This window comes from Natronoarchaeum mannanilyticum, from assembly GCF_039522665.1.
Classification (GTDB): domain Archaea; phylum Halobacteriota; class Halobacteria; order Halobacteriales; family Natronoarchaeaceae; genus Natronoarchaeum; species Natronoarchaeum mannanilyticum.
Window position 1 is genome coordinate 316831 of the sequence record NZ_BAAADV010000003.1, and the last position, 17859, is coordinate 334689.

Annotated in this window: 23 protein-coding genes; 15 read left to right on the forward strand and 8 right to left on the reverse strand. The window is 68.0% G+C overall.

The annotated features are described in order from the left end of the window. Nucleotides 1-6: 6 nt before the first annotated feature. Nucleotides 7-1740, reverse strand: coding sequence for a lysine--tRNA ligase (lysS, locus tag ABDZ81_RS10115; RefSeq protein WP_343773843.1), 1734 nt, complete (start codon nt 1738-1740; stop codon nt 7-9). Continuing rightward, nucleotides 1737-2462 (reverse strand): UMP kinase, encoded by a 726-nt coding sequence (gene pyrH / locus ABDZ81_RS10120; RefSeq protein WP_343773844.1) that lies wholly within the window; start codon nt 2460-2462, stop codon nt 1737-1739. The genes lysS and pyrH overlap by 4 nt, the downstream gene beginning before the upstream one ends. Nucleotides 2463-2614: 152 nt before the next feature. Between pyrH and ABDZ81_RS10125 the strand changes: the two genes are divergently transcribed. The 4 genes from ABDZ81_RS10125 to ABDZ81_RS10140 all read left to right on the forward strand — a co-directional run bounded on the left by ABDZ81_RS10125 (nt 2615) and on the right by ABDZ81_RS10140 (nt 5849). Then, nucleotides 2615-3370: a hypothetical protein gene (locus ABDZ81_RS10125; protein WP_343773845.1), complete on the forward strand. Its 756-nt coding sequence runs from the start codon at nt 2615-2617 to the stop codon at nt 3368-3370. Nucleotides 3371-3796: 426 nt separating this feature from the next. Then, entirely contained in the window at nt 3797-4057 is a 261-nt protein-coding gene (locus tag ABDZ81_RS10130; RefSeq protein WP_343773846.1) for a DUF7123 family protein, read from the forward strand. Between the two features lie 193 nt (nt 4058-4250). Further along, nucleotides 4251-5357 (forward strand): site-2 protease family protein, encoded by a 1107-nt coding sequence (locus ABDZ81_RS10135; protein WP_343773847.1) that lies wholly within the window; start codon nt 4251-4253, stop codon nt 5355-5357. Nucleotides 5358-5426: 69 nt separating this feature from the next. Beyond that, the gene (locus ABDZ81_RS10140; RefSeq protein ID WP_343773848.1) at nt 5427-5849 is read left to right on the forward strand and encodes a hypothetical protein; all 423 of its coding nucleotides are present in this window, start codon (nt 5427-5429) and stop codon (nt 5847-5849) included. 19 nt (nt 5850-5868) lie between these two features. Here ABDZ81_RS10140 and thiL read toward each other — a convergent pair whose 3' ends face one another. Continuing rightward, nucleotides 5869-6747: a thiamine-phosphate kinase gene (gene thiL, locus ABDZ81_RS10145; RefSeq protein WP_343773849.1), complete on the reverse strand. Its 879-nt coding sequence runs from the start codon at nt 6745-6747 to the stop codon at nt 5869-5871. 141 nt (nt 6748-6888) lie between these two features. Between thiL and ABDZ81_RS10150 the strand changes: the two genes are divergently transcribed. The 4 genes from ABDZ81_RS10150 (at nt 6889) to ABDZ81_RS10165 (ending at nt 9464) form a co-directional block, all read left to right on the forward strand. Further along, on the forward strand, nt 6889-7866 hold the full coding sequence (locus ABDZ81_RS10150; RefSeq protein ID WP_343773850.1) for an oxidoreductase: 978 nt from the start codon (nt 6889-6891) through the stop codon (nt 7864-7866). 80 nt (nt 7867-7946) lie between these two features. Continuing rightward, nucleotides 7947-8402 (forward strand): 30S ribosomal protein S19e, encoded by a 456-nt coding sequence (locus tag ABDZ81_RS10155; RefSeq protein ID WP_256393400.1) that lies wholly within the window; start codon nt 7947-7949, stop codon nt 8400-8402. A 104-nt stretch (nt 8403-8506) separates the two neighbouring features. Beyond that, on the forward strand, nt 8507-8857 hold the full coding sequence (locus ABDZ81_RS10160) for a DNA-binding protein (RefSeq protein ID WP_343773851.1): 351 nt from the start codon (nt 8507-8509) through the stop codon (nt 8855-8857). Nucleotide 8858: 1 nt separating this feature from the next. Further along, entirely contained in the window at nt 8859-9464 is a 606-nt protein-coding gene (locus tag ABDZ81_RS10165) for a DUF7411 family protein (RefSeq protein WP_343773852.1), read from the forward strand. 117 nt (nt 9465-9581) lie between these two features. On the opposite strand, the gene ABDZ81_RS10170 is transcribed toward ABDZ81_RS10165, so the two are convergent. Further along, entirely contained in the window at nt 9582-10577 is a 996-nt protein-coding gene (locus ABDZ81_RS10170) for a radical SAM protein (RefSeq protein ID WP_343773853.1), read from the reverse strand. A 267-nt stretch (nt 10578-10844) separates the two neighbouring features. Here ABDZ81_RS10170 and ABDZ81_RS10175 point away from each other — a divergent pair, with 267 nt between their 5' ends. Continuing rightward, on the forward strand, nt 10845-11507 hold the full coding sequence (locus ABDZ81_RS10175) for a DUF6517 family protein (protein ID WP_343773854.1): 663 nt from the start codon (nt 10845-10847) through the stop codon (nt 11505-11507). Nucleotides 11508-11534: 27 nt separating this feature from the next. Here ABDZ81_RS10175 and thpR read toward each other — a convergent pair whose 3' ends face one another. Continuing rightward, the gene (gene thpR, locus ABDZ81_RS10180; RefSeq protein ID WP_343773855.1) at nt 11535-12095 is read right to left on the reverse strand and encodes an RNA 2',3'-cyclic phosphodiesterase; all 561 of its coding nucleotides are present in this window, start codon (nt 12093-12095) and stop codon (nt 11535-11537) included. Nucleotides 12096-12470: 375 nt separating this feature from the next. Here thpR and ABDZ81_RS10185 point away from each other — a divergent pair, with 375 nt between their 5' ends. Together ABDZ81_RS10185 and ABDZ81_RS10190 are read left to right on the forward strand one after the other, a co-directional pair. Further along, nucleotides 12471-13211 carry a tetratricopeptide repeat protein gene (locus tag ABDZ81_RS10185; RefSeq protein WP_343773856.1) on the forward strand — a complete coding sequence of 247 codons (741 nt, stop codon included), beginning with the start codon at nt 12471-12473 and terminating at the stop codon, nt 13209-13211. Continuing rightward, nucleotides 13208-13501: a DUF424 domain-containing protein gene (locus tag ABDZ81_RS10190; RefSeq protein WP_343773857.1), complete on the forward strand. Its 294-nt coding sequence runs from the start codon at nt 13208-13210 to the stop codon at nt 13499-13501. Before ABDZ81_RS10185 ends, ABDZ81_RS10190 begins: the two co-directional genes overlap by 4 nt. Before the next feature lie 7 nt (nt 13502-13508). Here the strand turns inward: ABDZ81_RS10190 and ABDZ81_RS10195 are convergent, their stop codons facing one another. Genes ABDZ81_RS10195 through ABDZ81_RS10205 form a run of 3 tightly spaced genes read right to left on the reverse strand, consistent with a single transcriptional unit; the run spans nt 13509 to nt 15687 of the window. Then, entirely contained in the window at nt 13509-13772 is a 264-nt protein-coding gene (locus tag ABDZ81_RS10195) for a hypothetical protein (RefSeq protein ID WP_343773858.1), read from the reverse strand. A 56-nt stretch (nt 13773-13828) separates the two neighbouring features. Then, nucleotides 13829-14725, reverse strand: coding sequence for an ABC transporter permease (locus tag ABDZ81_RS10200; protein WP_343773859.1), 897 nt, complete (start codon nt 14723-14725; stop codon nt 13829-13831). Then, nucleotides 14722-15687, reverse strand: coding sequence for an ABC transporter ATP-binding protein (locus tag ABDZ81_RS10205; RefSeq protein ID WP_343773860.1), 966 nt, complete (start codon nt 15685-15687; stop codon nt 14722-14724). Before ABDZ81_RS10205 ends, ABDZ81_RS10200 begins: the two co-directional genes overlap by 4 nt. A gap of 102 nt (nt 15688-15789) precedes the next feature. On the opposite strand from ABDZ81_RS10205, the gene ABDZ81_RS10210 reads away from it, so the two are divergent. From ABDZ81_RS10210 to ABDZ81_RS10225, 4 genes are all read left to right on the forward strand, one after another. Further along, nucleotides 15790-16131 carry a helix-turn-helix domain-containing protein gene (locus tag ABDZ81_RS10210; RefSeq protein ID WP_343773861.1) on the forward strand — a complete coding sequence of 114 codons (342 nt, stop codon included), beginning with the start codon at nt 15790-15792 and terminating at the stop codon, nt 16129-16131. 5 nt (nt 16132-16136) lie between these two features. After that, on the forward strand, nt 16137-16454 hold the full coding sequence (locus ABDZ81_RS10215) for a hypothetical protein (protein WP_343773862.1): 318 nt from the start codon (nt 16137-16139) through the stop codon (nt 16452-16454). Between the two features lie 43 nt (nt 16455-16497). Next, nucleotides 16498-16827, forward strand: a complete 330-nt coding sequence (locus ABDZ81_RS10220; RefSeq protein ID WP_343773863.1) for a DUF7521 family protein — start codon at nt 16498-16500, stop codon at nt 16825-16827. Nucleotides 16828-16981: 154 nt separating this feature from the next. Next, nucleotides 16982-17806: a sensor domain-containing protein gene (locus ABDZ81_RS10225; RefSeq protein ID WP_343773864.1), complete on the forward strand. Its 825-nt coding sequence runs from the start codon at nt 16982-16984 to the stop codon at nt 17804-17806. Nucleotides 17807-17859: the final 53 nt, after the last annotated feature.

The following is a 17859-nucleotide window of genomic DNA, read 5'->3' on the forward strand; positions in this document are numbered from 1 at the left end:
GGGCGGTTACCGTTCGCGGCGCAGCCGCGCCAGCACGAACTCCTCGTCGAGTTTAGCGAGGAAGGGGCCGAGCTTCGGGCCGTCATCCTGATCGAATAGCAGCCGGTAGCCTGCGGCGAAGAAGTCGCCGACGTCGACGTCGTGACGCCGTGCGGTCTCGAAGATCTCGCCCTGGATCTCGTCGGGGTCCTCCGTGACCTCGACGAAGTCCGCGAGCTCGTCGAGCGCCGCCTCGACGTTCTCGTCGAAGTCGACCGCCGGCAGTTCGTCGCGCTTGAGGTCGTAGTTGTACGCGTTGTCGGTCCTGCGGGCCCACTCGCGGGCGCGCTCGACTCGCGCGAGGGCTTCCTCGACGGCCCACTCGGGCGTGTCGTCGTCGATGTGGCCCTCGCGGCGGGCGATCTCCTCGCGCAGCTCGGGGTCGTCGGTCATCCCCAGCACCGCGGCGAAGGAGTAGGGGATGCGGACGCGTTCCTCGTCGACGTCCTCGACCAAGAACGGGTAGACGCGCTCGGCGAACTCGGCTTCGGCGTCGTCGGCCTCGATCTCGCCGAAGTAGACCCGTTCGAGCCGGTCGAACTCGTTGACGAGCTGGTCGAGCCGCTCGATCGAGAAGTCCTGGGCCTTGGAGGGGTCGGTGGCGAAGAAGTACCGCAGCACCTCGGGCTCGATCAGCTCGAGGACGTCCGAGACCAGCGCAACGTGGCCCTCCGAGGAAGAGAACGGCTGGCCGTCGAGCGTGAACCACTCGTAGACCATCGGCACCGGCGGCTCGACGTCCATCACGTTCAGCGCGACGTCGACGCCGCTGGGCCAGGAGCCTTCGGCGTGGTCCTTGCCGAACGGCTCGAAGTCGACGCCCAGGTGGTCCCACTGGGCGACCCACTCGAAGCGCCAGGGGAGCTTGCCCTCGCCGAAGCCGGCCTCGCCCTCGTGGCCGCAGCCCTCGATGGTGCGGTCGCCGGCCTCCATGTCGGTACAGCGGTACGAGACGGTTCCGGCCTCGACGTCGACGCCGGTCACCGTCTCGGTGATCTTACCGCAGTTCTCGCAGATCGGGTTGAACGGGTAGTAGTCCTCGTCGACCTTGTCCTGATACTCAGAGAGCACCTCGCGGGCGCGGTCGGCGTCCGCGAGCAGATCGGCGACGGTGTCGTCGAGCTCGCCGCGCTCGTACAGGTCGGTGTTCGAGACGACGTCCATCGGAACATCGAGCTGCTCGGCGATGCCGGCGATCAGCGTCGAGAAGTGCTCGCCGTAGGAGTCACAGCAACCGAAGGGGTCCGGGATGTCGGTGTAGGGGCGTCCGAGGTTCTTCCCCAGGGCGCCGGCGTTTACGTCGCCCAGATCGACGATATCGCCGTCGAGATCCGCGAGCTTCCGGGGAAGCTTCCGGAGCGGGTCGCGGTCGTCGGTGGTGAACACCTGCCGGACGTCGCGGCCGCGCTCGCGGAGCACTTCGGCGACAAAGTAGCCCAGCACGATCTCGTTGGCGTTGCCGAGATGCGGGATGCCCGACGGCGAGATGCCGCCCTTGATGACGATCGGCTCGTCGGGCTCGCTGGATTCGATTTCGTCCGCGACGCGATCCGCCCAGAAAACGTGGCGGTCGCTCGCCCCATCGTCGGCGTCGCCCTCGCGGAGGACGTATGGGTCGTACTCCGGCGGGACGCCGTGGTCAGGGCGGTCGTCTACGGCGTCCTCGTCGCCGTTCGCGTCGGCGTCGCCCCCTGCGCTCATAGCTCGCCGTCGGCCCAGTAGGTCGGCTCGTCGTCGGCGCCCTCGGGGATCACGTCGGTGCCCTCGTGGTCGCCGTACTTCACGGCGTCGAGGATGCGCTCCGGCTCGGTGCCGTCGAGGACGACCGTGCGCATGCCCGAGCGCTGGATCACCTTCGCGGCCAGCAGGTCGACCGGCGCCGAGCTGCCGGCGTTCATCTCGATGCCGGCGATCACGTCGACCAGCTCGGCGGCCGACAGCTCGCCGTACTTCGTCGCGTCGTCGGTCTCGTTGGGGTCGTCGCTGAACACGCCGGGGACGCTGGTGGCGTACACCAGCAGGTCGGCGTTGACGTACTCCGCGAGCGCGGCGCCGACCGCGTCGGTGGTCTGGGCCGGTGCGACGCCGCCCATCACGCAGACGTCGCCGCGCTTGAGCGCCGCGCCGGCGGCCTCGTAGTCCTCGGGCGGGGAGGGCGTCGCTTCCTCGCCCAACGCCGAGATCAGCAGCCGGGCGTTCAGCCGCGTGACGTCGATGCCGATCTCGTCGAGTTTCATCTCGTTTGCGCCCAGGTCCCGCGCCGTGCCGATGTAATCCCGGGCGACGGTGCCGCCGCCGACGACCGCGCCGACGGTGCAGCCGTCCTCGACGAGCTGCTCGATGACGGCCGCGTGCTCCCGGATCCGCTCGGCCCCCAGATCCGGAGCGAGCACGCTTCCGCCGATAGAAACGACGACTTTCATGCTACCCCGTCGTAACCCGGTTGCGCTCTTAAGGGTTGTCAAGTCGCGACTGTGCGCGCCTTCTACGGCTGCAGACAGCCCGGACCGGGGTTGGGATACTCACTCATTAACAAACCGTCCGGACCCTCCCGATCCGATCGAGCTGACACACAGTGCTTCGATCGAACTGGAGAGCCGGGCTCGTGGTCGGCGTCGCGCTGGCGGTCGCGGCGGCAGTCGCGACGCCGATCGCCGGGGCAGCCCTCTTACAGGAAGACGATCCGGGACCGCCCGACGACGCCGGTCCGCCCGACGATGCAGGACCGCCCGACGACGATGACGACGAGAGCGACGGAGACGATGAGGACGAGGATGACGGCGACGATGACGATGATGAGGATGAAGAAGACGAGGATGACGACGAAGAGGAGAACGACGGTAACGAAGATGACGGGGAGGACGAGGAGGGCGACGATACGGACGACGAGAGCGATGACGAGACGCCGGCGATCGTCGCGAGACACCCGGAGGCCCCATCCGTCGGCGTCGTCGACGTCTCCGCCAGAGACGACTCGGTGCGAGCCGGCGAGCCCGCCAGGATCGATGCGACGCTGGTTAACCGGGCCCAGAGCGACCGAACCGTCGCCGTTCGGTTGCGAATGTTCGGCGAAGTGGCGAACCAGGCAGAGACGACGATACCCGCGGGCGAGACGCGCACGGTGACGTTCACTCACGAGGTCGTCCAACCCGGAACGTACGAGCCGTCGGTGTACGGCGCGAGCGACGAGTTCGTCGTCGAACCCGCGGACACCGTCGACCCCGATCGCGACGGCGACGAGCCGAACGATGATTCCTTGCCGGGGCCGGGCGTGGTCGGAGCCGTCGTAGCCCTCGTCGCAGTCTCGATACGACGTCGAAGCGCGTCCTGACGCCGCCACGCGTCGTTCTGGCTGCACGAGATGCTCGAGCGCGACCGAGCGGGACGATCCCGCCATCTGAGCGAGCGAACGCGAAGCCTATCTGGTCGGCCTGTGAGTAACGCGACCCTACCTCCGAACCGCGCGCACCGGGCAGGTATCGTTCTGACCGCGCACTCATCCGGCAACATCTGCCCCAGATTTTCCCGTGGTACGAAGTGACACAGTGCTGATGGAGATGGGCAACTGCCTTTCGAATAAAACGATTCTACAGCCGTTATAAAATTTCTACACCGATCTAAGCCGTTCGTGAAACGTCGAACCTCCACCGTGAAAGGTCTCGAAAAACCGCCACTCTCGATAAACGCAGTCGAAAGCGACCGAAGCATCCTCGCTTTATAACATAATCCCCCGGATAAGACGAATCAGGTGGTATCAATGAGCGCCACATCACAACCCTCCACGGACGGCGAGCAGCCCACGACCGAGAGCAAGGAACAGCGTCTCCGCGGCTTCCTCGCCGAGAAGGCGACCGACGGCGAGCTCTACTTCAAGAGCAAGTTCATCGCCGACGAGGTCGGTCTCTCCCCCAAGGAGATCGGCGCCCTGATGGTGAAGCTGAGCGACTCCTGCACTGACCTCGAGATCGAGAAGTGGTCGTACACGAGCGCGACGACCTGGCGCGTCGAGCCCGCGTAAGCCGCTCCTATCCCCTGAATCAATCCCCGAACAGGCGCGCGCCGCGGCGACGCCGCACCGCACTGCGGCTGGTCCCCGCCGCGGCGGTACTCCTTTCTCGCGACGAGTAAATCCGACCAGCAGCGTCCGGACCCCGCCGCGCGGTCGCCGCGTGCGTGGCCTCTTTAACGGTGGCCGGACTAGCGTGTCGTAGATGTCCGAGCCGGAGTGGGACGATCGGGGACCGTCAGTGGAGGCGTTCGCCGAAATCTTTTACGTCTACGAGGTACGCTCGAGCGGCGACCGCATCGAGTACTACGGGACACCGCTGGTGCCCCGACAGCGCGTGATCGAGGAGCTCTGGCCGGCGTTTCGGGACGCGGGCTACGAGCTACAGTTCGTGCGCGACGGCGGCGAGACCGTGCTGGTGGCGGAGCCCGCGGACGGCGGGACCGCGGGCGTCCCGTGGACCAACGTCGTGTTGTTTCTCGCGACGGCCGCATCGACGCTGCTGGTCGGGGCGGCGTGGTACCGGATCGACCTGGCGAGCGATCCTCTCGCAGTCCTTCGGGCGTGGCCGTTCGCGGCCGCCGTGCTGGGCGTGTTCGGCGTCCACGAGATGGGTCACTACGTCATGAGCCGGTACCACGGCGTGCGCGCGTCGCTACCGTACTTCATCCCGGTGCCGACGCTGTTCGGCACGATGGGCGCTGTGATCAAGATGAAAGGGCGGATGCCGGACCGGAAGGCGCTGTTCGACATCGGCGTCGCCGGGCCGCTGGCGGGGCTGGTCGCGACGGTCGTCGTCACCGTCGTCGGACTCCAGTTAGATCCCGTGACGACGGTCGATCCGGCCGCCCGGAGCGGCGAGGGGGTGGTGCTCCGCCTGAACCACCCGCCGCTGCTGGATGCCCTCGCCGCCCTGACGGGCCACGCCGACCGTTCGTCGTTCCACCCCGTCGTCGTCGGCGGCTGGCTCGGGATGTTCATCACGTTCCTCAACATGATCCCCGTCGGCCAGCTCGACGGCGGCCACATCTCCCGCGCGATGTTCGGCGAGTACCAGGAGACGATCGCCGCGGCCGTCCCCGGCGCGCTGATCGCGCTGGGCGCGTACCTCCACTTCGTCCGGGACGTGGGACTCAACAGTGTCGGCATCTGGTTCTTCTGGGGCGCTATCGCGGTGTTCATGTCGCTCGTCGGCGCCGTCCGGCCGATCGACGACTCGCCGCTGGACCGTAAGCGGTTCGTCGTCGGCGCGGTCACGTTCGTCCTCGCGGGCCTGTGTTTCACGCCGGTTCCGATCGAGATGCTCGGGTAGGCGGCGAGTCGTCGCGTCCGACTTGCTTTCGAGGAAAGGTATTTGAATCGTAACGGCGAACGGAGGAGTATGCCCGTCGGTGCCATCACCGAATTACCCGCGAGATATCAGGCGCTGATCGGCATTTGGGTGGTGCTGATCGCCGGGCTGATTCTTGCGGTCGGGTACTGGGTGTACCGGGACGCCGCATTCAGGGAGAGCACGAACCCGCTCGGCTGGGCGATCGCCAGCGTCGTCGGTTTTCAAATCGTTCCCGTGATCTACACGCTGGTACGGGGGCGAATCGGTCCGCGGAGGGAGCCGCCCTCGCGCTTCGACCGCACACTGAGCGCCGCGGCGGTCGGAATCGCCGCGACGTTCGTGATCGGCGCACTCGTCACGCCGCCGGACCCGTTCTCGCAGGTCGCGTTTGCCACGCCCGCAGTTCTCGTGGTGATTCCCGCGGCCTACGCGTACGCCACCTACCGCGATCGTACCGCGGGCGTGAACTGACGCCGTCACCAGGGTCGCCCTACTCCTTGCCGTGCGTGAAGCCGCGATCCGGTAGCGGCTCGCCGTCGATTTCGACGCCCGCCCCGGTGACCGTTCCGACGCGCGAGAGCGGCGTCGGACAGCGCTCGATTGCGGCGTCCAGCCGATCCTCGGGAATCGCCACCACGAGCTCGAAGTCCTCGCCGAAGAACAGGCCCATCTCTCGCCGTTCGGCGTCGTCCGTAGCGACCTCGGCGACGGCGTCGTCGATCGGCACGGCGTCGCCGTCGATCTCGACGCCGCAGTCGCTGGCTTCCGCGAGCTGGTGGAGCGACCGCGCGAGGCCGTCGCTGGAGTCCATCATCGCGGTGGCGTCGGGCGCCAGCGCGCGACCGGCCGCGACGCGGGGCTCGAATCGAAAGAGGTCGTTCGCGCGCTCCGGTTTGCCGTCATCGAACAGTTCGAGCGCGGCGGCGCTGCGACCGAGCGTTCCCGTGACGCAGACGGCGTCGCCCGGCTGGGCACCGGATCGGCGCACCGGGTCGTCGGCGTCGCCCAGCGCGGTCGTCGCGACGGTGAACTCCTCGTGGCCGTCGAGATCGCCGCCGACGTAGGCCGCGTCGACCGCCTCGCAGACGTCGCTCGCGCCCGCGACGAACGCTTCGATCTCCTCGCGGTCGAGTTCTGGAGCGCCGTACGCCGCGACGGCAGCGGTCGCCCGGGCGCCCATCGCGGCGACGTCCGACAGCGACGCGCCGACCGCGCGCCAGCCCGCGGTGTAGCGGGTCGTCCCCGCCGGGAAGTCCGTCGTCTCGTGGAGCATGTCGGTCGTGACGACCTGGTCGCCGATCACGGCAGCGTCGTCGCCGGCGCCCGGAAGCTCCGACGCCAGCATCGCCAGCGCCTCGCGCTCGTCCATTGTCGCGGGGTTCGGACGGATGGGGCAAAAACCGCCCGGTCGGCTGGCGGGTCCGAAGCGACCGCCGGGCCCCGGAACGCCGATCGGCGGGGGATGAACGAACCCCTACGATTTAGCGGATGGGCCGCTTACGGGTGAGCAATGTCGGACGACCAGTGGACGAGCGAGCGGATGCCCGACCTCTCGGGCGACACCGTCGTCGTGACGGGCGCCAACAGCGGGCTCGGCTTCGCGGCGACCCGCGAGTTCGCCCGCAAGGGCGCCCGCGTCGTGATGGCCTGCCGAACCGTCGACCGCGGAGAGGATGCCAGAGCGGAGATCGAGGCGGCGGTTCCGGCGGCGTCGCTGTCGGTCGTGGAGTGCGACCTCGGCGACCGCTCGTCGATCCGGGCGTTCGCCGAGAAGTTCCGGGACCGCCACGACGCGCTCGATATTCTGTGTAACAACGCCGGCGTGATGGCGATCCCCTACCGGGAAACCGCGGACGGGATCGAGCGCCAGTTCGGCGTCAACCACCTGGGCCACTTCGCGCTGACGGGCTACTTGCTCCACTCGCTCCGACAGTCGGAGGGGCAGTCCCGCGTCGTTACCCAGAGCAGCGGCCTCCACGAGCGGGGCGAACTCGACGTCGAGCGCGTGCGACGACGCGCACGGCGGGACGGCGACCCCGACGACTACGACCGCTGGGACGCCTACGCCCGCAGCAAGCTCGCGAACGTGCTGTTCGCCTACGAGCTCGACCGGCGGCTCGACGCCACCGGCGCGGACGTGGTGAGCGCGGCGTGTCACCCCGGCTACGCGGCGACCAATCTGCAGACTCGCGGCGCGGAGATGTCCGGCTCGACGGTCAAGCGTTGGCTCCAGACCGCGGCCAACCGCCTGTTCGCCCAGAGCGCCGACGACGGCGCCCTGCCGATGCTGTACGCCGCGACCGCCGAGGACGTGCAGGGCGGCGAGTACGTCGGGCCCGGCGGGTTCATGAACATGCGAGGCGCGCCCGAGCGCCAGCGCTCCAGCGAACTGTCCTACGACCGGGCGCTGGCCGCCGAGCTGTGGGCGGCCTCCGAGGAGCTCACCGGCGTCACGTACGATCTCGAACGGCCCGCGTCGACGCCGTGAACGGCCGCGGCTCCGGCGGAGCCGGCCGTGCGCGAGTCCGATACGATGGTCTTAAATGCCGCCGCAGGGAACGGAACCCTATGACGACGCTCTACGACGTTCCCGCGGAAGCGCTCATCGACGCGCTCGCGGAGGACCTCGCGGACAGCATCGAGGAACCCGACTGGGCCGAGTTCGCCGCCACCGGCGTCGAGGCCGAACTGCCACCCGAACAGGACGACTTCTGGGAGACCCGCGCGGCCAGCCTGCTCCGCAAGGTCGCCGTCGACGGCCCCGTCGGCGTCGAGCGCCTCTCGACGCAGTACGGCGGCTCGAAGAACGGTTCGAACCGCTACCGCGTCGCCCCTGACAAGCGCGTCGACGGCAGCAAGAAGATCATCCGGACGATCCTCCAGCAGCTCGAGGAGGAGGACCTGATCCAGACCGCCGAGGGCGAGGGCCGCCGCGTCACCCCCGAGGGCCAGAGCCTGCTCGACGAGACGGCCGAGGAAGTCCTCGAGGACCTCGACCGCCCCGAGCTCGAGAAGTACGCCTGAGTTCGGCGTCCCGCCGCATTTTTTCTCGCCGGTAGCTGTCCGGCGAGGCCGATCGATCAGCGTCCGTAATGATTTTCCCGCCAGCGGAGGAACGTGCAAACACCATGAGCGGCAGCCCCGACGACGACGAGATCGAGGAGATCCGACAGAAGAAGATGGAACAGCTCAAAGAACAGCAGGGCGGCGAGGGCGCCCAGGAGGCCCAGCAAGCCCGCCAGGAGCAGGCCGACGCCCAGAAGAAGGCGATCCTCCGCCAGAACCTCACCGACGGCGCGCGCAAGCGGCTCAACACCGTCAAGATGTCCAAGCCCGACTTCGGCGAGCAGGTCGAGCGTCAGGTGATCGCGCTGGCCCAGAGCGGCCGCGTCCAGGGGCAGATCGACGAGGACCAGATGAAAGACCTCCTCCGGGAACTCAAGCCCGACTCCCAGAGTTTCAACATCAGCCGACGCTGAGATGCGGCTCGGGCTGCTCTACAGCGGGGGGAAGGACTCGACGCTGGCGGCGCTGCTCCTCGACGAGTTCTACGACGTGACGCTGGTCACCGCCCACTTCGGCGTCACCGACGACTGGGAACACGCCGAGGAAACCGCCCGGCGCCTGGGATACGAGTTCGAGCGCGTCGAGCTCGACGCCGACGTCGCCGCGGAGGCCGTCGAGCAGATGTTCGAGGACGGCTACCCCCGCAACGCCATCCAGTCGGTGCACATGCACGCGCTGGAAACCGTCGCGGACATGGAGTTCGCGGCGGTCGCGGACGGCACCCGGCGCGACGATCGAGTCCCATCAGTATCGCGGGCACAGGCCCAGAGCCTCGAAGACCGCCACGGCGTCGACTACATCGCGCCGCTGTCGGGGTTCGGCCGCGGCGCCGTCGACCGCCTCGTCGACGCGACGCTCGACGTCACGGTCGGGCCGAGCGAGGAGATCCCCCGCTCGGACTACGAGGCCGAACTTCGGGCGCTGCTGGCGGAGGAACACGGCGCCGATGCGATCGGCGAGGTGTTCCCCGACCACGAGCAGACGTACGTGACCGACGTGCGATCGGCGGGCGACGAATAACGACGACGCTACGACCTTTTTGCCGTTCGGGTCGCCTACGGCGACCGCTCACGGCAAAAGAGCTCGGCCAAAAAGCCGCTCGCTCACTGCGTTCGCTCGCGGTACTACTTCCTATTGCTACGCCAGCGGCGTCCGCTCGACCACGGTCCCGTCGACGGTTGGGTACTGTTCGACGATCTCGCCCTCGGGCACGTCGCCGTCCTCGACCATCTCTTCGAGGAGCCACCAGGCGAGCTCGACGTGGTCGGACTTGACGGTGTAGAACTCCTCGGGGACGCCCAGCTCGTCGAGACGCCGTTCCGTGACCCAGGTCTTCCCGTAGACGATCGTGCCGTCGTCGGTGACGTCGTCGAACTCTCGGCGGATATTTTTGGCCATCCGCTTCAGGCGGCGGCGGTGCTGGGCGGCGTCCTTGAACACGCTCGTGCAGAAGTACACCTTCTCGTGGTCGCCCATCACGTCGAGGATCTCGTCGCGCGAGCCCTCGACGGCGCTCATGTGGCCCTCCTTGAGTTCGAAGCCCTGCTCCTGCATCCGGCGGTAGTTGCCGTCGCTCATCTCGAACTCGTTGACGTTGCAGAAGTCGGCGGCGCCCTCGTCGAGGAACTCGAGGAACTCCTCTTCGGCGCGGATGCCGGGAATCTCGAAGGCGGGCGTGAGACCCTCCTCGCGGGCGACGTAGAGAATGTCCTCCCACTCGGTGCCGTGGAGGTCGCCCCACTGTTCGAACGGCGGGTGGAAGCGAATTTCGTCGAGGCCCGCCTCCGAGAGGCGACGCATATTCTCGCGACCGCCCGTGATACCGGTGTAGAGGTGGGTGTGGTGGTCCTCGCCGTACTCGTCTTTCAGCAGTTCGAGGTAGTGGCAGGTCCGGTCCAGCGCCTCCTGGGGCTCCCCGCCGGTGATCGAGGTGCCGAGCGCGTCCATCCGCTCGGCCTCCGCGATGACGTCCTCGTCGGACTCGACTTTGCGCTCGTTGGCGTACACGTCGGTGACGTTCTTGCGGTTCTCGCCGAGCGGGCAGTAAAAGCAGTCGCGCTGGTCGCAGTATCCGTAGACGAACAGCACCATCTTCCCCCCGTTGGCGCACTGCTCGCAGCCCTTCGAGATCATTCGTTGAACGTCGTTGGGGCCGGGGACGCAAAAAGCGTGCGAAAGCCGGCGCGACCGATCCGCGGGTGGCTCAAGAAGCCAGTCCGCCGGCGCCGTACGACAGGCTCGCCGACGCCCGACGGGATAGCGCGCCGAAACGAACGTGCACCCGCGCCGAACCTGTCTGCCAAAAGTATAATCGTATCGAGTGAATTCCCCAGTAAGGAAGCCTTACGACAGCGATTCGAAGCCATAGCATATACAAACCCGTGGACACTCCCCACGGGTATGTCACAAAATCGTCGACGGTTTCTCGCCGCCTCCGGGACGGCGCTGGCCGGCTCGCTCGCGGGCTGTGTCGGTTTCATTCTCGGAAACGAGGCGCTGGAGGTCTCGGCGAGCGAGGCGACGGTCTCCCAGAGCGCGCGCGACGACACCGGGTACGAGGAGAACACCGTCGAGGAGGTCGAGATCGAACGGACCTTCGAGGCCGGCGGGCAGGAGCGGACGGTCGTGGCGACCAACTGGCAGGCCGAGTACGACCGCGCAGTCGAGGTCGGGGGGTTCGATAGCTTCGAGGGCGCGAAGTTCATCGCCTTCTCGACGCCGAAGGTCGAGATCGCGAACAAGACGTTCAACCCCGTCGGCGACAGAGACCACCGGGACCTCGTGCGACTGGTCCAGGATAGCTACGAGGGGCTCGAAAGCGTCACCGGCGTCGGCGAGTACACCGCCGGTATCCTCGGTAGCCAAGCGACTGTCGGCGAGTACGAGGGCGAGGCGACGTTCGCCGGGACGGGCCAGACCGTCGACCTCTCCTTGCACGTCACGAACCCGATCGAACACGACGAGGACTTCATCGTCTGCGTCGGCGCGTACCCGAACTACCCGCCGCTGACCGACGGCGAGGCCGACAACGTCGAGACGTTGTTCGCCGGCGTCGAGCACTGAGCACGACCCGAAACGACGGTCGAGCGCTCAGAGCGGGAATCGATCGACGGTCGAGTAAACGGGACCCTCGCTCGTCAGTTCGCTCTCGGTCAACCGCACGTCCTCGACGGTCGTCTCGCCGACGGCGGCGTCCCACTCGCGGACGCCGCGCTGGACGAGTTCTTTGCCGCCCGCGTGTTCCATCCGCGCGAGCGTGACGTGGGGCGTGAACTCGTGGTCCTCCGGGTCGAACCCCATCGCGGTCGTCCGGTCCTCGATCGCCTCGTGCAGGCGGGTTAGCTCGTCGCCGCCCTCGGCGACGCCCAGCCAGAGGACGCTGATGTACTCCATCGACGGGAATACGCCGAGCCCCTCGTAGCGGGCGGTGAACGGCTCAATGTCGGCGTCATCGACCGCCTCAGAGACGGCGTCCTCGACCGCTCCGACGCGATCGTCGGCGACGTCGCCGAGGAATTTCAGCGTGACGTGCGCCTGCTCGGGATCAGTGAAGTTCAGCCCGCTCGCGTCCTCGAAGCGCTCCTGCAACTGGGCGACGTCGTCCGCGAGTTCGTCGGGCAGATCGACGCTGACGAACAGTCGTCTGCTCATGGCGGTCGGTCGGCGTCGCGACGAATAACGGTGGCGCCGCGATCGATCCGCACGTGGAGGCCCACACGCCACAGGTTCAAGTGCGATCCCGCGGCGAGCGCCGACGTGCGCTGAGTTGCGCCCGGAGCGGCTTCGTTGTGGTCGCGCCACCACGCGCGGCCCCGAGCGGATCGTCGAACCGACGGCGATGCCGAACCGACGGCGATCCGCGACGAGCGCGACGCCCCGCTTCGGACTCCAGTTCGCGTCGCCTGCTCGCCACAGATCGGCATCCGAGCGGTCGCTCCGTCGCGCAATCCCGTTTTCACCCCGGGGAGACGCCACGGCGCGGCCGCCAACGCAGGCCTTAACACTCGCGCAGCCGTACCGCTGGGCATGACTAACTCCGACGACGATCGACCCGAGGAGCACCAGTTCTCCGAGGGGCAGGGGTTCGGCGACGCTCACGACGCGTTCGACCTGGACCCGCCGGAGCTCGAGGTCGATCCCGATCAGGTCGACCCCGTCGACTCCCGGGCGATCCCGGACATGCTGGACGAGTCGACGATTCAGGACGACGCCATCGACGCCGACGCGCTGATCGACGTCGGGCTCAACTACATGAGCATCAACCGCTACGAACAGGCCACCGAGACGTTCGAGCGGACCGCTCGTCACGCCGACGACGAGCGCGTCGAGCAGGAGGCGTGGGTGAACAAGGGCGTGGCCCACGCCGAGCTCGAGGAGTGGGACGCCGCGATCGGCGCCCACCGCGAGGCGCTGTCGATCGACGAGGACAGCGACCACGCCGCGACGGCCGAGACGAATCTCGCGTACGCGCTCTGGGAGGCGGGCCGCACCGAGCAGGCGCTGGACCACTCCGAGCGCGCCGTCGAGATCGACAGCCGGTTCGCGCAGGGCTGGTACAACCGCGGCTTCTTCCTGCTGGAGCGCGGCCTCGCCGAGGACGCGGTGAACTGCTTCGACAACGCGATCCGCCTGGGGCTTCGCAACTCGAACATCCTCGAGGAGAAGGCCCGCGCGCTCGAAGAGCTCGGCAAGTACGACGAGGCCGAGGAGATCGTCGAGGAAGCCGAGGAGCTTCGCGAAGAGGCCGAACAGGAGCTGATAGAGTGATCGTCAACGAGCGCGAGACCGACGAGGGGTTGCTCGTCGCGGTCTGCGACCGGGACGCGCTCGGCGAAACCTACGAGAGCGGCGACGTGTCGCTGACCGTCGACGAGGAGTTCTACGGCGGCGAGCGGGTCGACGCGGAGGACGTCGTCGACAGCCTCGCGCGGGCGACCGTCGCGAACATCGTCGGCACCGAATCGGTCGAACTCGCGATCGAACACGGGTTCGTCGAGGAGGCGAACGTCCTCGAAGTCGGTTCGACGCTGCACGCCCAGGTGCTCCGGGTCGCCTGAGCGGTTCTCACTCGGTATTTTCGTCGCCGCCGTTCGGAACGGCGGCGTCCGCGTCGTTCGCCGCGGCGTCGGGGCCAGCCGAATCGTCCGGCGACGACTCGTCGGCGGGGATGTTCACGAGCACGATACCCAAAAGCGACAGCGCCGCGATCACGGCGCCGATGTAGAACAGCCCGCTGTCGAACGCGATCGCGAGGATCGCGTGGAAGATGCCGACGAAGGCCAACCCCAGCAACAGCAGGCTGGCGGCCAGCGAGCGCTTCGTGACCATACTCGACCCAGGGGGCGGTCGGCCTTAACGGTCCGGGCGAGATCGTCCGGCGCGGTTCATCCGAGGTCGACGCCGCGGAACCGAACGTACCCCAGCACGACGGGCACGACGAACCACGCCAGCAGGACGACCCCGGCGAACCAGTCGTTCAGGTAGAACGGCGCCTCGCCCGCGACCAGATCGGCCGTCGCGACGTTCGGGTTCGCCGTCGGATTGATCCCGATCGGGAACTGCAGCGTCAGGGGGAACACCCGCGTGTCGATCAGGGCGCTCGCGACGATGCCGTAGGCCTCCATCGGGTTGAGCCGCTGGAGGAGCAGCGCCCACGGTTCGACGGGGTTCTGCGGGACGATCGGCGACGGGGGGAACGCGCCCGTAACGAGCCGGTAGAGTCCGCCGATCAGGACGTCCCAGAAGCCCAGAAACAGCAGGTACGTGCCGACGACGGCGGCCATCGCCCGGCCGCGGGAGGACACCGCCGCGGAGACGCCGACGGCGATCCCGACGAAGGCCAGCCCGAGCAGAATCGAGGCCAGCAGCAGGCCGCCGAGCTCGACGAGCGGGACGCCGCCGATCAGTAAGCCGCTCAGGACGGTCGCGACGACGAACGCCGTCAGGACCGCCGTGGCGACGACGCCGCTGCGACCCAGCAGCTTTCCGAACACGACGTCGCTTCGGGTCGGCGGCAGGCCGAGCAGCACCTTGATGCTGCCCGATCGTCGCTCGCCGACGATCGACATGTACCCAGCGATCAGGGCCGCGAGAGGAACGATCACCTGCATCGGCAGCGCGAGCCCCTGGACGAGCTGGGTCGCCCCCGGATCGTCGGCGAAGTACCAGGCGGCGACGTAGAAGACGCCGATGAGCAGGACCAGCAGGCTCGTCAGCGACCAGAGCATCTTCGACCGGGCGGCGTCCTCGAAGTCCTTCTGGGCGACCGCGGCGAGGCTCATGCGGTCACCTCCGTTTCGAGCGCATCGCCGTCAGCTGTTTCGGACGCTGGCTCGCCGGCTCCGGTCAGCTGCTCGAACAGCTCGTCGATCGACTGATCTTCGACCCGGATGTCCAACACCGTCGCACCGGCCGCCTCGACGCGGTTGATCGCCTCGGCCTTGGCGGTCGGGGCGGCACAGCGAACCTCGACAGTGCCATCGCGGCGCTCGGCGCCGGTGACGCCGTCGATCGACGGCAGGTCGTCGACCGCGCGCTGGGGCACGTCGTCGAGATCGAGCTCCAGCGTGGCGTCGCCGCCGATCCGGTCGTGAAGCTCGTCGAGCGTCCCGATCGCGACGAGTTCGCCGCGGTTCATGATCCCGACCCGGTCGCAGATCTCCTCGACGTGTTCGAGGATGTGGCTGGAGAAAAACACCGTCGTGCCGCGCTCGGTCTCCTCGCGGACGAGCTCCTGCATCTCGTTGATCCCGGTCGGGTCGAGCCCGCTGGAGGGCTCGTCCATGATCAGCAGGTCCGGATCGCCGACCAGCGCCATCCCGAAGGCGAGGCGTTGGCGCATCCCCTTCGAGTAGTCGCCGGCGGGCCGCCGGGCGTCCTCGTCGCTCAAGCCGACGCGGCGCAGGATCGCGTCGGGGTCGCCGTCGATATTCTTGGTTTTCATGGCGAAGGCGACGTGCTTGCGGCCCGAGAGGCGCTCGTAGAGGTCGAACCCCTCCGGGAGGACGCCGACGCGGCGGTGGATCTGCTCGGATTCGTCCTGAGCGTCGTACCCGAGGACGGTCGCGGAGCCCTCGGTCGGTCGCGCGAAGTCGAGCAGCATGTTGATCGTCGTCGACTTCCCGGCGCCGTTCGGGCCCAGAAAGCCGAACACCTCGCCCTCCTCGACCTGTAAGTTCACGTCGTCGACGGCCACCACGTCGCCGAACCGCTTGGTGAGGCCGTCCGTCTCGATTGCTGTCATCTCGACTTCGGCTTGCGTCCCGAGGCCATTAACTCCGGTGCGGCATTTTCTCGCTCTGAAACTGCGGGGTCTTTTATATCACGTCGTGCAACAAACGGTCGAATGACCGACGATGAGGACGCGGAGCTGCTCTCGCTGCTCGACGACGAGTACGCGCGAGCGATCCTCATCGAGACCAGCAAGGAACCGATGTCCGCCGACGCGCTCACCGAGCGCTGCGACGCCTCGCCCCCGACGGTGTACCGCCGGATCGACCGGCTCGACGAGCACGACCTGGTCGAGGCCGAACAGGAGCTCGATCCCGACGGCCACCACTACAAGACCTACCGCGCCCGGCTCGAACGCGTCTCCGTCGAGCTCTCGGACGGCGAGATGGAGGTCCGCGTCGACAGAACCGACGAAAACGCCGCGGACCGGTTCACCCGGCTGTACGAGGAGCTCTGATACCGATGCCGGACCTGCTACTCCAGTCGGCGACGGGCGGCTCGGTGCCGGTGGTGGCCGCGGCGCTGATCGGCCAGACGATCGCGTTCGCGCTGGCGTGCTGGATCGTCTACCGCGCCGCGTCCGGGTACCGCGCCTCGCGGGCGCCGGCGCTGCTGTGGCTGGCCGTCGGCGTCGCGCTGCTGAGTGCCGCGCCGACGGCCGCCAGAGTTCTGCTGCCGACGTTCACGTCGGCGCCGGTCGTCACGGTCAGGGGCGTCGCACTGGTCGGCGAGGTGCTCGGGCTGACGGCGATACTGTACGCGATCTACGGGAAACCATGAAAGAGGCGAACGACGGGACGGCGGCGAACGCGAGGTGGAGGGCATGAGCGGCGCGGCGCCGGCGCCGCCTGTAGCGGCTGCCGCGCTGGGGCTCGACGCCGGCGGCACCATCTTCCTGATGGGGCTGGTCAGCGCCGCGCTCGGGGCGTTCGTCGCGGCGCTGGCGTACCGCGGCTACGCCCGCAACGACAGCGGACCGATGCTGTACCTGGCGGTCGGCGTCGCCTTCGTCACCGCGATCCCGTTCGTCCTGTCCTACGGCGTCGAGTGGCTGACGTCGGCGTCCGACGGCATCGTCGTGCTGGTGATCACGACGTGCAACATCGTCGGGCTGACGGCGATCGCGTACTCACTGCGGAGGCCGGGGCGATGACCGCGCTCGACGGGTGCGAACGACTGGCAAGCTCCGAAACCATCAACGCAACAATATTTATGCCGGAGGATTTCGAAGCCGGACACGAACCGCGCTTGCGACCGGCGGCGGGAGAGACGCCGCAACGGAACGTCACCGACAGGAGGCCACGGCGATGAACGAACGGATCACAACTGCGAGCGAAGCGACGAGCGACTGGACCGCGGCGCGCGCCGCGCGATGGTTCTTCGGCGTCCCGCTGCGGCCCAGAACGTACGCGAACCTCGCCTACCTCGCGTTCGCGTTCCCGCTCGGGCTCGCGTACTTCGTGTTCCTGGTGGTCGGCTTCTCGGTCGGCGCCAGCCTGCTGATCCTGCTGGTCGGGCTGCCGATCCTCCTGTTCGTCGTGTTCGTCGCGAGCCAGATCGCGGCGGTCGAGCGCACGCTCGCGGAAGTGCTGCTGGACGCCGATATTCCCGCCGACGAGGCCGAACCGGCCGAAGGCCCGATCGAGTGGCTCACGGGATTACTCCTGAATCTGGGCACCTGGAAGGGCATCGCGTTCCTCTTTAGCAAGTTCGTCATCGGCATCGCCACGTTCGTCGCGCTGGTCACCGGCGCGTCGTTCGCGCTGACGCTACTGCTCGCGCCGCTGCACTACGGAAACGAGCACGTCGGGATTCACTTCGGCCGACCCGTCCACGTCGAGATCCCGGATCTCATCTACCAGCACGACGGCTGGACTGTCGGGCTCGCGATGCCGTTCGATGCGACGATTCAGGCCGGCGAGGTGATCTCGACGCTCGCCGACACGGTCTGGGGCGCCCTGCTGATATCCGCGGTGGGCGTGCTCGTTGCGCTGGTCGTCCTGCACCTGTTCAACGCGCTTGCGTGGCTCTGTGCCCGCTATACTGAGCTGATGCTCAGCCGGACGCCGCCGTCGCTGCTCGCGGAGTGGCGGGCGCGGCAGGCGGACGCTCAGACCGCGGGGGACCGATAGCGCGAAGTCGGCCTCCTCGGGTGTGCGATGCGGTAACGGCCCGTCGGACCGAA

Bases quoted from the DNA above. Each gene is read 5' to 3' on its own strand.
- pyrH (WP_343773844.1), bottom strand. From the start codon at position 2,462: ATGAAAGTCGTCGTTTCTATCGGCGGAAGCGTGCTCGCTCCGGATCTG.
- ABDZ81_RS10150 (WP_343773850.1), top strand. From the start codon at position 6,889: ATGTCGGACGACCAGTGGACGAGCGAGCGGATGCCCGACCTCTCGGGC.
- ABDZ81_RS10165 (WP_343773852.1), top strand. From the start codon at position 8,859: ATGCGGCTCGGGCTGCTCTACAGCGGGGGGAAGGACTCGACGCTGGCG.
- thiL (WP_343773849.1), bottom strand. From the start codon at position 6,747: ATGGACGAGCGCGAGGCGCTGGCGATGCTGGCGTCGGAGCTTCCGGGC.
- ABDZ81_RS10215 (WP_343773862.1), top strand. From the start codon at position 16,137: ATGCCGGACCTGCTACTCCAGTCGGCGACGGGCGGCTCGGTGCCGGTG.
- ABDZ81_RS10140 (WP_343773848.1), top strand. From the start codon at position 5,427: ATGCCCGTCGGTGCCATCACCGAATTACCCGCGAGATATCAGGCGCTG.
- lysS (WP_343773843.1), bottom strand. From the start codon at position 1,740: ATGAGCGCAGGGGGCGACGCCGACGCGAACGGCGACGAGGACGCCGTA.
- ABDZ81_RS10135 (WP_343773847.1), top strand. From the start codon at position 4,251: ATGTCCGAGCCGGAGTGGGACGATCGGGGACCGTCAGTGGAGGCGTTC.
- ABDZ81_RS10200 (WP_343773859.1), bottom strand. From the start codon at position 14,725: ATGAGCCTCGCCGCGGTCGCCCAGAAGGACTTCGAGGACGCCGCCCGG.
- ABDZ81_RS10130 (WP_343773846.1), top strand. From the start codon at position 3,797: ATGAGCGCCACATCACAACCCTCCACGGACGGCGAGCAGCCCACGACC.
- ABDZ81_RS10225 (WP_343773864.1), top strand. From the start codon at position 16,982: ATGAACGAACGGATCACAACTGCGAGCGAAGCGACGAGCGACTGGACC.
- ABDZ81_RS10185 (WP_343773856.1), top strand. From the start codon at position 12,471: ATGACTAACTCCGACGACGATCGACCCGAGGAGCACCAGTTCTCCGAG.
- ABDZ81_RS10210 (WP_343773861.1), top strand. From the start codon at position 15,790: ATGACCGACGATGAGGACGCGGAGCTGCTCTCGCTGCTCGACGACGAG.
- ABDZ81_RS10220 (WP_343773863.1), top strand. From the start codon at position 16,498: ATGAGCGGCGCGGCGCCGGCGCCGCCTGTAGCGGCTGCCGCGCTGGGG.
- thpR (WP_343773855.1), bottom strand. From the start codon at position 12,095: ATGAGCAGACGACTGTTCGTCAGCGTCGATCTGCCCGACGAACTCGCG.
- ABDZ81_RS10160 (WP_343773851.1), top strand. From the start codon at position 8,507: ATGAGCGGCAGCCCCGACGACGACGAGATCGAGGAGATCCGACAGAAG.
- ABDZ81_RS10205 (WP_343773860.1), bottom strand. From the start codon at position 15,687: ATGACAGCAATCGAGACGGACGGCCTCACCAAGCGGTTCGGCGACGTG.
- ABDZ81_RS10195 (WP_343773858.1), bottom strand. From the start codon at position 13,772: ATGGTCACGAAGCGCTCGCTGGCCGCCAGCCTGCTGTTGCTGGGGTTG.
- ABDZ81_RS10175 (WP_343773854.1), top strand. From the start codon at position 10,845: ATGTCACAAAATCGTCGACGGTTTCTCGCCGCCTCCGGGACGGCGCTG.
- ABDZ81_RS10170 (WP_343773853.1), bottom strand. From the start codon at position 10,577: ATGATCTCGAAGGGCTGCGAGCAGTGCGCCAACGGGGGGAAGATGGTG.
- ABDZ81_RS10155 (WP_256393400.1), top strand. From the start codon at position 7,947: ATGACGACGCTCTACGACGTTCCCGCGGAAGCGCTCATCGACGCGCTC.